11 protein-coding genes are annotated in these 12,800 nt (G+C 54.7%); 4 read left to right on the top strand and 7 right to left on the bottom strand.

Going from position 1 to position 12,800, the window contains the following annotated elements; genetic code table 11:
* Nucleotides 1–72 precede the first annotated feature (72 nt).
* A complete protein-coding gene (pepT, locus tag ABGA49_RS00485; protein ID WP_347664950.1) occupies nt 73–1,302 on the top strand; it encodes a peptidase T in 1,230 nt (409 codons plus the stop codon).
* Between the two features lie 154 nt (nt 1,303–1,456).
* On the opposite strand, the gene tehB is transcribed toward pepT, so the two are convergent.
* Complete coding sequence (gene tehB / locus ABGA49_RS00480; RefSeq protein ID WP_347664949.1) at nt 1,457–2,053, bottom strand: tellurite resistance methyltransferase TehB; 597 nt, start codon at nt 2,051–2,053, stop codon at nt 1,457–1,459.
* 114 nt (nt 2,054–2,167) lie between these two features.
* Here tehB and ydcK point away from each other — a divergent pair, with 114 nt between their 5' ends.
* Nucleotides 2,168–3,148, top strand: coding sequence for a YdcK family protein (ydcK, locus tag ABGA49_RS00475; RefSeq protein WP_167352645.1), 981 nt, complete (start codon nt 2,168–2,170; stop codon nt 3,146–3,148).
* Here ydcK and rimL read toward each other — a convergent pair.
* The 4 genes from rimL to ABGA49_RS00455 form a co-directional block, all read right to left on the bottom strand.
* Nucleotides 3,140–3,685 carry a 50S ribosomal protein L7/L12-serine acetyltransferase gene (rimL, locus tag ABGA49_RS00470; RefSeq protein WP_347664948.1) on the bottom strand — a complete coding sequence of 182 codons (546 nt, stop codon included), beginning with the start codon at nt 3,683–3,685 and terminating at the stop codon, nt 3,140–3,142. The genes ydcK and rimL overlap by 9 nt on opposite strands.
* Nucleotides 3,686–3,732: 47 nt before the next feature.
* Nucleotides 3,733–5,388, bottom strand: coding sequence for a glucan biosynthesis protein (locus ABGA49_RS00465; protein WP_061496046.1), 1,656 nt, complete (start codon nt 5,386–5,388; stop codon nt 3,733–3,735).
* Between the two features lie 271 nt (nt 5,389–5,659).
* Nucleotides 5,660–6,439 (bottom strand): ABC transporter substrate-binding protein, encoded by a 780-nt coding sequence (locus ABGA49_RS00460; protein WP_061496048.1) that lies wholly within the window; start codon nt 6,437–6,439, stop codon nt 5,660–5,662.
* A gap of 13 nt (nt 6,440–6,452) precedes the next feature.
* Nucleotides 6,453–7,622, bottom strand: a complete 1,170-nt coding sequence (locus ABGA49_RS00455; protein ID WP_347664947.1) for a pyridoxal phosphate-dependent aminotransferase — start codon at nt 7,620–7,622, stop codon at nt 6,453–6,455.
* A 112-nt stretch (nt 7,623–7,734) separates the two neighbouring features.
* Between ABGA49_RS00455 and ABGA49_RS00450 the strand changes: the two genes are divergently transcribed.
* Nucleotides 7,735–8,586, top strand: coding sequence for a LysR substrate-binding domain-containing protein (locus ABGA49_RS00450; protein ID WP_347664946.1), 852 nt, complete (start codon nt 7,735–7,737; stop codon nt 8,584–8,586).
* Here ABGA49_RS00450 and ABGA49_RS00445 read toward each other — a convergent pair.
* Together ABGA49_RS00445 and ABGA49_RS00440 are read right to left on the bottom strand one after the other, a co-directional pair.
* Nucleotides 8,573–10,087, bottom strand: coding sequence for a carboxylesterase/lipase family protein (locus ABGA49_RS00445; protein ID WP_347664945.1), 1,515 nt, complete (start codon nt 10,085–10,087; stop codon nt 8,573–8,575). The two genes, ABGA49_RS00450 and ABGA49_RS00445, sit on opposite strands and share 14 nt — an antisense overlap.
* Before the next feature lie 42 nt (nt 10,088–10,129).
* Nucleotides 10,130–11,473: a VOC family protein gene (locus tag ABGA49_RS00440; RefSeq protein WP_088237601.1), complete on the bottom strand. Its 1,344-nt coding sequence runs from the start codon at nt 11,471–11,473 to the stop codon at nt 10,130–10,132.
* Nucleotides 11,474–11,774: 301 nt separating this feature from the next.
* On the opposite strand from ABGA49_RS00440, the gene ABGA49_RS00435 reads away from it, so the two are divergent.
* A complete protein-coding gene (locus ABGA49_RS00435; RefSeq protein ID WP_061496056.1) occupies nt 11,775–12,698 on the top strand; it encodes a LysR substrate-binding domain-containing protein in 924 nt (307 codons plus the stop codon).
* Nucleotides 12,699–12,800 lie beyond the last annotated feature (102 nt).

Genomic DNA, 12,800 nt, shown 5'->3' with positions numbered 1-12,800 from the left:
GTTTGCCCTCTCATAAATAACATTAAAGCGAATGTGCAAACACCTGATATTACAAATAAAGAAGGAATCACTATGCCGTCGTCGCTTGCCAGTCAATTAACGCAACGCTTCTTTCGTTATCTCGCCATCACCAGCCAGAGCGATGCTGCCGCCACCACGTTACCGACGACCGTCGGGCAATTCGATATGGCGCGTGAACTGGCGAATGAGTTGACATCACTTGGGCTGGACGAGGTTGTCCTCGACGATCACGCCACCGTGACGGCGGTAAAAAAAGGCACGGTTCCCGGCGCGCCGCGCATTGGTTTTATCACCCACATTGACACCGTAGATGTCGGTTTGTCGCCGCATATTCATCCGCAAATTTTGCGTTTTGAGGGTGAAGATCTCTGTCTGAATCCGTCAAAAGATATCTGGCTACGGGTAAGCGAGCATCCGGAAATCCTCGCCTATCCTGGCGAAGACATTATTTTTAGTGACGGCACCAGCGTACTCGGTGCGGACAATAAATCCGCCGTAACGGTTGTGATGACGCTGCTGGAGAACCTCACCGCAGCGCATCTGCATGGCGATATCGTGGTGGCATTTGTGCCGGATGAAGAAGTGGGTTTGCGGGGGGCAAAAGCGCTCGATTTAAAACGCTTTGATGTGGATTTTGCCTGGACTATCGACTGCTGCGAGCGGGGTGAAATCGTCTATGAGAATTTTAACGCCGCCAGCGCGCAGATCCGTTTTACCGGCGTGACTGCACACCCAATGTCGGCAAAAGGCGTGCTGGTCAACCCGCTACTGATGGCCATGGACTACATCCGCCATTTTGATCGCCAGCAAACACCGGAACATACTGAAGGCCGCGAAGGGTATATCTGGTTTAACGCCCTTGATGCGGTACAAGGGCATGCCACGCTGAATGCCAATATTCGTGATTTCGATAGCGACAATTTTGCCCGCCGTAAACAGCAGATTGCCGATGTGGCCGCGATTATCGCCGCGCAATACCCGACGGCCAAAGTGGAGTACAGCATCAGCGACACCTACAGCAATATCAGCAATGCCATTGGCGAGGATCGCCGGGCGATTGATTTGCTGTTTCAGGCAATGGAATCGCTGGGTATTACGCCTAAACCCACGCCGATGCGCGGCGGTACGGATGGCGCGGCACTGTCGGCAAAGGGTCTGCTAACGCCGAACTTTTTTACCGGCGCGCATAATTTCCATTCCCGTTTTGAGTTTTTACCCCTGAGCGCGTTTGAAGACGCTTACCGTGTGGCGCTGCAACTCTGCCTGCTGGCCGTGCGCTGATTTATACCTGCAGGATTGGCACCGTACAACTGATGGCAAAAGAGCGCGCTTGTACGGTGCTCCGCACAGTAGCAAAGTAAAAAGGGAAAAACGAAATGGCCGATGCCGATAAAAAATGGATTATGCGGGCAGCGCGGCCCGCACGGGAGTCGCGTTACGCAGATTTGCGTGCCAGAATCGTGGCAAAGCGCAGTTTGATGCGGTTTCCGTTGGCGTCAGTGCGGTGAAGTTCACCGACGTCTTCATTGTATTTCAGCTGTTCCCAGCCTGCGTAATAATTGCTCAGCTCCCCCTCTTTAAAAGCAAACGGAAAGCCGACCGTGCAGGGAAAGTCCGCCGTATCCATCGCCGCAACAATCAGGTTGTAGCCACCCGGTTTGGTGCAGCGCTGCATATTGGCGATCAACCCCGGAATGGTCTTCGCTTCCAGGAACATCAGCACCACCGTTGAGAGAATAAAATCGTACTCGCCGTCAAAACGCAGGTTGTTCAGATCGGCCGCTGCCACTTGCAGATTGTCCAGCCCTTCCGCATCACGGATGCTTTGCAGATTACTCAGGCTGTTGGGATTTTTATCCCACGCGGTAACGTCGAAGCCTTTGTGCGCCAGATACAGACTGTTGCGGCCATTGCCGCAGCCGAGATCCAGCGCTTTACCCGGCGCAATGTAGTTCATGGCGTTTAGTACTTCAGAGTGCGTCGGGGTCATGTTGTATTTTTCAGTAAACCAGGTGTCGGTGCGTGTCGTCATTATGGTCCTCAAACTTTAACATGTATATTAAATGCATTTTATGGTTTTCGTCGCCGGATCGCCAGCGCCGTAAAATTTGCTACGGTTAATTCAGGCTGATGGGAGAACTGTAACATGAATAAGTATCGGCTCAGTGATGAGCAACGGGTGTTGAGTTACCTGATGGGCGGAGAGAAAAAAACGGTCGCGCTGCGCCAGCTTATTGCTATGCGCGATTTTAGCGATGTCGCCGCAGGAACTGCCGGTGGCTGGGTCGATAGCGAAAATGTCCTCGATCAACAGGGAAACTGCTGGATTTACGACGAAAATAGCATGGTGTTTTATGGCAGTACCGTACGGGATAACGCACGCATTACCCAGCCGTGCGTTATCTGCCATGAGGTAAAAATCCGCGATAACGCCTGGGTTGATGGCAGTGAAATCAGCCACGGTGCCGAATTAAGTGACAACGTCACTGTACAATCCTCAACAGTGCGCGGCGTATGCCGTCTACACGGCAATGCGCGTATTCTCAGCGGTTGCGCCATTATTGCTGCGCGTGGGCTCACTCCGGATAACGAGCAGCTATTACAAATCTACGATCGTGCAACGGTCAGCCACTCCCGCGTAGTACACCAGGCGCAAATCTACGGCGATGCCATCGTCAATTACGCGTTTATTGAACATCGGGCTGAAGTGTTCGATTTTGCCCTACTTGACGGCAACGAACTGAATGATGTCTGGATTTGTGACTGTGCCAAAGTTTACGGGAATGCCCGCATTGTGGCCGGAACACAGGACGATGAGATCCCCACGTTGCGCTACAGCTCGCAAGTGGCTGAACACGCTGTCGTGGAAGGAAACTGCATCCTGAAACACCATGTGCTGGTCGGTGGTCACGCCTGGCTGCGCGGCGGGCCATTACAGCTGGACGAAAAAGTGGTGATTCAGGGAAATGCGCGCATCCAGGGAGATGTGCTGATCGAGCATCAGATTGAAATTACCGATAACGCCGTGGTGGACGCGCGGGACGGAGAACGTATTTTACTGCGCGGGCCGAAAGTAATTAATGACGGGCAAATGATCACCCGCACACCGCTTGTTGGTTCACTGTAACCCGTCGACAATACGCGCCCAGATATGTTGATCATCATAGTGACCATTCAGAAATTCCGCCTGCTTCAGGCAGCCTTCCAGCGTAAAACCATTGCGCCTGGCAACCTGGTTGCTGGCCGTGTTTGCCACACGACATTTGATGACAAAGCGGCGAACCGTGCCGCGACGGGCATAGAAATCGATCATCGCTTGCATCGATTGCGACAACATACCCTGCCCGCAGGCATTTTCATCCATCCAGTAGCCGATGTAGGCCGTCTTATTTAACGGTTCAATGGCGTTAAACGCCAGCACCCCCACCAGTACCTCATCGCGAAGGATCATAAACGTCTTGGCGTAACCGCGCTGATGCAGGATCATGTTGCTTTGCACGGTTTTACGGGTGTCTTCCACGGAATGCACATGCTGCGGCCAGTCGAGAAACTGCTGAAGCCAGTCGCGGTTTTTCACCACCAGTTGGTAGAGATCGTGAACAAAACGGTCATTCACCGCATGCAGGATGATGTGTTCGTTTACGGTAATCCGGGCATCTTCCATTTAGACCTCCCCAACGCATTCTCCCCCTTGCGGGGGAGAATTTAAGCTTAGCGCATCACTCTGTCGTCAACGTAATTACGTTTATCCGGGGCGGGCGGGAAATACTGATACAGCCAAGTTTCGCTGATGGCGTCGCCCTGGCAGCGCAGGAACAGACGCATCTCAACCGGGTCGGTGGAATCGTTGGTCGGATACCAGTCAAACAGAATGCGATAACCGTCGAACGGTTCAACATAGAGGATCTCTACCTGTTTGGCTTCACCGTTAGACAAGGTGATCACCGGTTCAATCCCTTTTGGCGCGGCGGCTTTCAGGTCTCCGCCCACGAAATCAATGGCGAAACGACGCGCCCATTTATCCGGGTAGTGTTCCCCCGGAGCCCAGCCTTCCGGGAAACCGCCCATGCCGGTGCGGGTGGCGTAAACGCGTGCCAGCGGTGAACGCACCGGCGGCATAGCACTCCAGTAAAGGCGATATTCAAAGGTGAATTCGTCCCCCGCTTTCACCGGTTTTTCCGGCTGCCAGAAGCAGACAATGTTATCCAGCGTTTCACCGGTGGTCGGGATCTCCATCAGGCAAACGGATCCTTTGCCCCACTTGTTACGCGGCTCAACCCACAGGCTTGGACGTTTGTTGTACCAACCCATCACATCCTGATAATGGGAAAAATCCCTGTCGAGTTGCAGCAGGCCAAAGCCTTTCGGGTTGGTATCCTGAAACGCATTGAATTGCAGTTTTTGCGGGTTGTTCAGCGGGCGACAAATCCACTCGCCGTTACCTCGCCACATCGCCAGACGATCGGAGTCGTGGATCTGCGGATGAATGGTGTCGCACACGCGGCGCTCGTTATTGCCGCAGCTAAACATACTGGTCATTGGCGAAATGCCCAGCTGTTTGATCGCTTTACGGGCAAACAGGCGGTTTTCCACATCCATGATCACCTGGCTGGCTTCACAGTGGATGGTGAACTTAAACGCACCGGTAATGCTCGGGCTGTCGAGCAGCGCATAGACGGTGAATGAGGTATCCGCCGGTTTCGCGGTTTCAAACCAGAAGGCGGTAAAGTCCGGGAACTCTTCCGGCGTATCGGTAAAAGTGTCAACCGCCACGCCGCGCGCGGAAAGGCCGTACTGGTAAGTGCTGTCCACCGCGCGGAAATAACTGGCACCAAGGAAGGAGACAATATCGCGGCGCGCCAGTTCCGGCGCTTTAAATGCGCGGAAACCGGCGAAACCGAGATCGCTTTGCCCTTCCAGTTGTTTGGTGTCTACACCAGCATCGTGGTAGTTAAACAGCTCCGGACGGAAGTGGATTTCACGCGCCTGGTGGCTTTGTTGATCGAGCGAAAACATGCGTACACGGCGGCGGAACCCCATGCCGACATGGAAGAACTGCACATCAAGCTGGCGACCGTCGATGTTATTCCACAGCGAGTGTTTCGCATCGTACTGAATACTGTTGTAAGCCTGCGGCGTGAGCGTTGCCAGCGTATTCGGCAGCGCTTTCGGCGCGCCGCCCCACGGTTGTGCCGAGAGATCGTGCGCCATGGACTGCAACACGGAGAAATCAAAACGACGGCTTTGGCCATCGGCGATATCGGAGTCTGCCGCGAATGCCGCGCGGGAGAAAAGCGAAGCGACGCCGGTCGTACCGTACGTTGCTGCGAGCGCCATGGATGCCTGAATAAATCGTCTGCGGTTCATGCCTGGTAACACGTCCTTCTGGTCGTAAATGGACATTTCGCGGTGTCGCGAAACAGCGGCAAAAGCGATTGTTGATGAACGCACACTCTAGACAAAATTCATTGAGAATCCAATTGTTGGGCGCTGATTATCTGCGCAAACCGTGAAATATTTCCTGTCGATCGGATCAGCCCGAAAACAACGTAAAGATAAGGATAGCGGCGGGTAAATACAGCGGAATAAAAAAAGCCCCGGCCGGAGATCAAACGGCTGGGGCCAGAATAGTAAGGCGTTACTGTGCGTTGACGCTGACGTCAATACCCGGGAAGTATTTTGCCGCCAGCGTGTTGATGGTGCCATCAGCACGCACTTTATCAATCGCTGCGTCGAGTTGTTTTTTGGTGGCGTCATCCCCTTTGCGCAACCCAAAACCGATGCCGCTGCCGAGAATGGTATCGTCCGACACGGGTTTGCCAATAAAGCCAAACCCTTTGCCCTGTGGTTTGCTCAGGAAACCGGCCTGTCCTGCTGCGGACATCACCAGCGAGGCGTCAATGCGACCGTTCAGCAAATCGGCCCACGCCATATTCTGATCTTTGTAAGACACCACCGTGACACCCTGCTTTTCCCAATGCTCTTTGGCGTAGGTTTCCTGGATAGATCCTTGTAATACGCCAATGGTTTTGCCCTTCAGACCTTCCGCCGTTGCTTGCATGCCGTCACCGCTTTTTCCCACTAACTGTGAAGGGATACGGTAAATCGGCTGCGTGAAGTCAATACTCTTTTTGCGCTGTTCGGTGATGTTCATTGCTGAGTTGATAGCATCAAACTTCTTCGCCACCAGCCCCGGGATCAACGCGTCAAATGACGTTTCCACCCAGCTGCATTTCAACTGCGCGGCTTTACAAATCGCTTTCCCCAGTTCGATATCAAACCCTTCGAGTTCGCCAGAGGCGTTGCGGCTTTCGAACGGCGGATATTCCGCTTCCACGCCATAACGCAGTTCCGTGGCGGCAAACGAAGAGAGTGAGCAGAGCAACCCCATGCCCAGACAGAGTGCTTTTAATTTCATTATTAACGCTCCTTTAGCGTGGTTTAACACGGCACAGGGCCTGCGCACCTGCCCTTAACGTCGCTTCATCTTTCGCAAAAGAGAGGCGAATCAATTTGTTATCAGTACCATCAGTGTAAAACGCCGACAACGGGATCGTGGCGACGCCGTAATCGGTAATCAGTCGTTTCACCATTTCGCTGTCGCTCTCCTCGCTGAAATGGCTGTAATCCGCCAGCATAAAAAACGAGCCTGCGCTGGGTAATAAACGGAATGGCGATTCAGCCAGAAGAGTGTGCAGCAGGTCGCGTTTGCGTTGGTAAAAAGCCGATAGCGACAGCCAGCTTTGTGGATCGCGCATATGATCGGCAAAGGCATATTGCATCGGCGTATCGGCAGAGAACATCAGAAACTGATGCACTTTGCAGATCTCCTCCATCAGTTCAGCAGGCGCAACGCAGTACCCTACGCGCCAGCCGGTCACATGGTAGGTTTTACCAAACGAGGAGATAATGACGCTACGCTCCGCCAGTTGCGGGTGCGTCGCCATGCCGTGATGCGGTTCACCGTCAAAGACCACGTGCTCATACACTTCGTCGGAGAGGATCACGATATCCGTATTGCGGGTGATTGCAGCCAGTTGCTCCAGGTCCTCGCGGGAGAACACCTGCCCGCTCGGATTGTGTGGCGTGTTGATGATGATCATCCGAGTACGCGGCGTGATGGCGGCGCGCACCTCATCCCAGTTGACGGCAAAATCCGGCACTGTCAGTTTAATCGCCACCGGCGTGGCGCCCTGCAAACGGACAATCGGCGCATAGCTATCAAACGACGGCTCAAAATAGATAACTTCATCGCCAGGGTGCACCAGCCCGCTTATCGCAGAGTAGAGCCCTTCGCTGGCGCTGGCAGTGATCAAGATTTCGTTATCAACGTCATAGTCAGTGTGGTACAGGTCACTTATCTTCTGCACGATACGTTCTTTCAGCGCGTGCAAGCCGGTCATCGGCGCATACTGGTTATGGTTATCCTGCATCGCACGGGTAACACCGGCCACCAGTTGCGGATCGCACGGGAAGTTGGGCGCGCCCTGAGAAAGATTAATGGCGTTATGCTGCGCGGAAAGCTGGCCAATTACAGTAAAAATGGTGGTGCCAACATCGGGTAATTTGGAGCGAAATTTTACCGGGGTACGCAACGTCATGTTCAATCCTTTCTCATTAAAAGTGCATAACCATTCAAACCAAAACAGCATTGAGCCGACAAGCGAATTGTTGTCATAATAGCCATGAATAAATTGCATAGCTGGAGCCGCCATGTCGCACCGTACCCTGCCGCTCAACGCCATTGACGCGTTTCTGGTCACCGCGCGCCATCTGAATCTGACCCATGCCGCCAAAGAGCTCTGCCTGACGCAAGGGGCAGTAAGCCGCAAAATTGCCACGCTGGAAGCCTGGTTTGGCTTTCCACTGTTTGAGCGCCATGCCCGCGGGCTGCACCTGTCGCCACAGGGCAGCGCACTGTTACCGGAGTTGCGCAGCGCATTTGATCATCTGCTGAAGGTGGCAGATCAGGCACAGGCCCAGCAAACGGTGGTGCGGCTGAAATCCCCCACCTGTGCCATGCGCTGGCTGGTGCCGCGTCTGGTGCAGCTGGAACACCGTTATCCGGAATTGCAGATCGCGCTGACTACCACCACCGATCACACCATTAACTTCAAAACAGAACCTTATGACGCCGCTATCGTATTCGGGACACAATTAAGCGCGGGCGATCTGCTGTTTGAAGAGGCGTTAACCCCGGTCATGAGCGCGGACTATTCACATCACGATGCACTGGAAAAAGCGACGCTGCTGCACCCGACGCGGGATAAAACCGACTGGTCATTGTGGCTGGCGAAGCAACAGGTTTTTCAGCCCGCCATGAGAAAAAATCAACACTTCGACACGATGGATCTGGCGATCACTGCCGCCATTCAGGGGTTAGGACTGGCCATTGCCGACGAAACACTGGTCGAGGAAGATATTCTCGCCGGGCGGCTGGTGCGGCCGTTTTCCCGCAGTGTAAAAACCGGGGCCAGTTACCGACTGGTCCTGCGCGAATCACACAACAAAGCCGCCGGGCTGGCGGCTTTCCGGGAAGGATTGTTGGGGATTAATCCAGTTTAACGTGGTGGCGCATCACCCGGCGAAAGAAGCTCAAACGGGCACGCATAAAGCGATTAACCAGGCGAAATCCTGCATGTTTATTCAACCCGATACGTAACAGACGGTCGCGTCCACGCACGCAGGCCAGCCAGCGAACCGGCCCCTGTAATACCTCTGTCTTATGGCTGGCGACGTGCGCAAACTGCACCCAATAATCGGCGATGTGTGCGGCAAATGCATTGTCGCGATCGTTCACATAGGCGCACGCAGGTTCCGACAAGTGCAAGTTATCGAAGACATACGGCACTTCATTGCCATGCCACGCGCCATTGGCATAGGTATCGTGTGCGGCTTCAGCAACATAATCAAACCAGTAACGCCAGCAGGGCTGTCTGACCCGCTGCTGCGCTTGCATCACCACCAGGCCCAGCGTGGTAAAAGCCATATCGCGGCATACCTGCCGGCCGAGTTCAGCATCGCCCCTCACGCCCGGATAGAGTAAACGGATCAGCCCAAGGCCGAGCCGTTGTTCGCGACGCATCTTCTCGATTTGCCCGGCAAGATCAACGCCAAACTCTGCCATCACGCTGGCTTCGTCGCTGTTGGAACCGATAATCACCGGCAGTGGGTGCTGGCGACCAGCGAAGAAGACATCCAGGGTTGGGTCCGGTAAAACCGCATCCCCCACAATGGGCGCCGGGGCAATTTTCAGTGGCGCAACCAGCGGCCAGAACGCCTGCGCCGGGATTGCCCGCAACTGTTCCGCGCTGGCATTTTCCAGCCCGAAATGGGCGGCAATCGCCTCACCTTTTGCCAACGCGCTCGCCCGCGGCGTATCCGGGAGTGTATAGCTGCTCTGAATGATGGCTTTGTGAAACAACCCTTCCGCCAGCGGTGAGGCCATAAGTGCCATGACGCTGCGCGCCCCGGCGGATTCACCAAACAGCGTGACATTGCTGGCATCACCGCCAAAAGCCGTAATGTTCTCCTGGACCCATCGCAGCGCGGCAATTTGATCGAGCAGACCGAAGTTGCAGATACGTGCATCCGGCGCTTGCTCCTGCTCCAGCGCCGGATGCGCGAAAAAACCCAGATGCCCCAACCGGTAATTGAGGGTGACCAGCACCACACCACGCGCCGCCAGTTGCTGACCGTCGTAAGGCGGTAACCCACCGGAACCGATGGTAAAGCCGCCGCCATGCAGCCAGACCATGACCGGCAACCGTTTGTCACGGCGGGCAGGCGACCAGACATTCAGATAGAGGCAATCTTCAGAGAACTGCCCCGGATCGCCGCCGCCAATCTGCTGACAGTCGTCACTGTTCTGCCAACAGGCGGGGGAAAAACGGTCTGCCAGGCGCACCCCCTGCCAGGGTTCAACGGGTTGCGGCGCACGCCAGCGCAAGGCATCGACAGGCGGTGCGGCAAAGGGAATACCGCGCCAGACATGACAGGCGTTTTCACTGCGCCCCATTACCAGGCCCTGACGGGTCTGCGCCAGTGGGGCTGAAGGATTTTCCATAACAACATCCAGAAGGAACTGATTTCTGGCAGAGTACCTGTTTTACAGAAGTCCGCAACGTCGTTTGCTCCGTTCGGAGGCCTCGCGGTAAAGCGTGAACTCATCAAGCACCGGGCACCCCAGGGCTTCCTCAAACTGTGCCTGGCTGGCGTTGCCGTGGTTGCGTGCCTGCGTTTCATTCCCGAGATTAGACTGGAAGATCCCGGCAGCACTCACCGGCAGAAAATCCTCATACGTGATGGGCTGAGCGACCACCCACCCGCGCTCAATCAGCGGCTGCGGATCATCGCCAGGGCGGATCGCCTTGCGATGAGCTTCGCCAGTCGGCGTCAGGCGATAGCGAAACCATGCCAGTTCTTGTTTGCGCAGTAACATTTCGCTATCCGGAAACGCTTTAAATACCTCTTGCAAATGAAGCTGGTGCGTCAGGTTGTCTTTCCCTGTTCCGGCCTGCAGTAATAACTGGTCATACAGCGCCCGCCCCTTTTCCGTCAGCGCCACACCGCGCTGTTCGATTTCGCCAAAACGCGCGGTATGCGTTCCCTGATGTTCGCCGCTGAACAGCACCGGTTCATCCAGCGCTTTAAAACTGGTTTGGCGCAGCAGGATCGGCACATCCCGACGCGGTGGCCCTTCGATAAGGATTTTGGGTTCAATACCGTATTCCGGCATCAGCGCCTGCACCCGGTCGATATCCAGCGTACGCGGGGTTAAGTGGTTAATATGGCAGCCGGGAAAGCAGACCACATCGGCGATCAACCGATGTTCGCGGTGCAACGCCAGGTAGGTTTGCTCATCCACGGTGGCGTGGCGATGCCAACGAAAAGTTTCCAGCGCTTCCTGCACAAATGCCTGTGCCTGTTGTGGGGTAAACCCACCATTCAGCTCATGCAATTCAATCAGTTGCCGACAGGCTGGGGTAAAAATGTCGCGCTTTGCCAGAATCGTGGCGGCTCTGTTGCGCAACGCCGGGTCTTCAATCAGCTCCAGCCGCAGCAGCGAGGTAAAAATGCGAAACGGATTGCGCGCCAGCGCCGCGTCGTCAACCGGGCGAAACGCCGTGGAATGCACCGGCACACCCGCCTGCGAGAGATCGTAATAGCTGACCGGATACATGCCCATAATGGCGAACATCCGCCGCAGCATGGATAACTCCTGCGCTGTACCCACGCGGATCGCACCGTGACGCTCAACATTCAGTCGGGACAGCTCATCGGCATTGGCCAGTTGTTCGTGTAAACGGGGGTTGTGCTCCAGCACAGCCAGGTTCACATCAGCTACCAGCTCCAGCAAGGTGCCGTACTGTGGAACTTCCTGCTGATACATTGCCGACATGGCCTGTGAAAATTGTTCGCGAATATCATCAGCCGTGATGCTGTACGTCATATTACTCGTCCTCCAGAGGTCTCTCTCTGGAGTGTAGAAAGGCCTTTCGCCACCGTGTCGGGAAATTTACAAAGTGTGATCGTGGCTGAAAACGCACACGGTTTGCGCAGCCACGAGCATAACCTCCGCTTATGAAAAACAATTCGGACAAAACCACACCAACCTGCTGGTTACGTCACATTGCAGAGAAAATCCGTTTGTAACTCAAAGAGATTAAATGTTAATAATAGTTTGCTATCAAGTTATCAAAATTAAACAAACTTACTTGTCACCGGCTCCGCTCAGTTTTTAACATCATCTTATGGAAAAAAACGGCCTGTTTTCACAGCGCATACGTCTGCGCCATTTACATACTTTCGTTGCCGTCGCTCAGCAGGGAACTCTGGGGCGCGCGGCTGAAACCCTTAACCTGAGCCAACCAGCACTGTCAAAGACCCTCAACGAACTGGAACAACTGACCGGTAAACGGTTATTTGAACGGGGGCGCATGGGGGCGCAACTGACGGTGGTGGGCGAGCAGTTTCTCACCCATGCAGTGCGCGTGCTGGACGCGGTGAATATCGCCGGGCAATCGCTGAACTACAAATATGAGCAAAAAACAGATGTGATCCGTATCGGTGCGCTACCCACCGCCGCGCTGGGTATTTTGCCCGGCGTGATTGGTCAACTACATAAGCAGCAACCGGATCTCACTATTCAGGTGGCCACCGCTAACAATCCAATGTTGCTGGCCGGGCTGAAGTCCGGCGAACTGGATCTCGGCATCGGACGCATGTCCGATCCGGAACTGATGACCGGGCTGAATTATGAGTTGTTGTTTCTGGAGTCGCTGAAACTGGTGGTGCGCCCTCGTCACCCATTGTTGCAAACCACGGTGACGCTAAGCCGCGTCCTTGAGTGGCCGGTCGTCGTCTTACCGGAAGGCACGGTACCACGGCAAAACGCGGAAGATCTGCTCAGTAGTCAAAACTGCCGGTTACCCTCTGGCTGTATTGAGACCCTTTCGGCGTCATTGTCGCGCCAGCTGACTGTCGATCATGACTATGTCTGGTTTGTGCCGTCCGGTGCAGTAAAAGACGATCTGCGTGTGGGTACGCTTGTGGAGTTGCCGATTGCCCCACCGGGTGTTGGCGATCCGATTGGCATTATCACCCGTGTCGATACGCCACTTCCCCCGGCCGCGCATACGCTGATTAGCGCCATTCGGAAAATCATGCCGGGGTGATCCCTGGCATGGCGATCTGTGCGTCTTGTTGCGCAAAGAGTAAACATTGCGTTGCTTGTGTGATAAAAGGAGTTGTTAATTAAGGGTTGTTGTTACGCAAAT

The organism is Kosakonia sp. WA-90 (genome assembly GCF_039871955.1).
Classification (GTDB): domain Bacteria; phylum Pseudomonadota; class Gammaproteobacteria; order Enterobacterales; family Enterobacteriaceae; genus Kosakonia; species Kosakonia oryzendophytica.
This window is presented reverse-complemented; position numbering and strand designations above follow the sequence as displayed.

Coding starts and splice junctions, on each gene's coding strand:
- pepT (WP_347664950.1), top strand. CDS start 73: ATGCCGTCGTCGCTTGCCAGTCAATTAACGCAACGCTTCTTTCGTTAT.
- tehB (WP_347664949.1), bottom strand. CDS start 2,053: ATGACGACACGCACCGACACCTGGTTTACTGAAAAATACAACATGACC.
- ydcK (WP_167352645.1), top strand. CDS start 2,168: ATGAATAAGTATCGGCTCAGTGATGAGCAACGGGTGTTGAGTTACCTG.
- rimL (WP_347664948.1), bottom strand. CDS start 3,685: ATGGAAGATGCCCGGATTACCGTAAACGAACACATCATCCTGCATGCG.
- ABGA49_RS00465 (WP_061496046.1), bottom strand. CDS start 5,388: ATGAACCGCAGACGATTTATTCAGGCATCCATGGCGCTCGCAGCAACG.
- ABGA49_RS00460 (WP_061496048.1), bottom strand. CDS start 6,439: ATGAAATTAAAAGCACTCTGTCTGGGCATGGGGTTGCTCTGCTCACTC.
- ABGA49_RS00455 (WP_347664947.1), bottom strand. CDS start 7,622: ATGACGTTGCGTACCCCGGTAAAATTTCGCTCCAAATTACCCGATGTT.
- ABGA49_RS00450 (WP_347664946.1), top strand. CDS start 7,735: ATGTCGCACCGTACCCTGCCGCTCAACGCCATTGACGCGTTTCTGGTC.
- ABGA49_RS00445 (WP_347664945.1), bottom strand. CDS start 10,087: ATGGAAAATCCTTCAGCCCCACTGGCGCAGACCCGTCAGGGCCTGGTA.
- ABGA49_RS00440 (WP_088237601.1), bottom strand. CDS start 11,473: ATGACGTACAGCATCACGGCTGATGATATTCGCGAACAATTTTCACAG.
- ABGA49_RS00435 (WP_061496056.1), top strand. CDS start 11,775: ATGGAAAAAAACGGCCTGTTTTCACAGCGCATACGTCTGCGCCATTTA.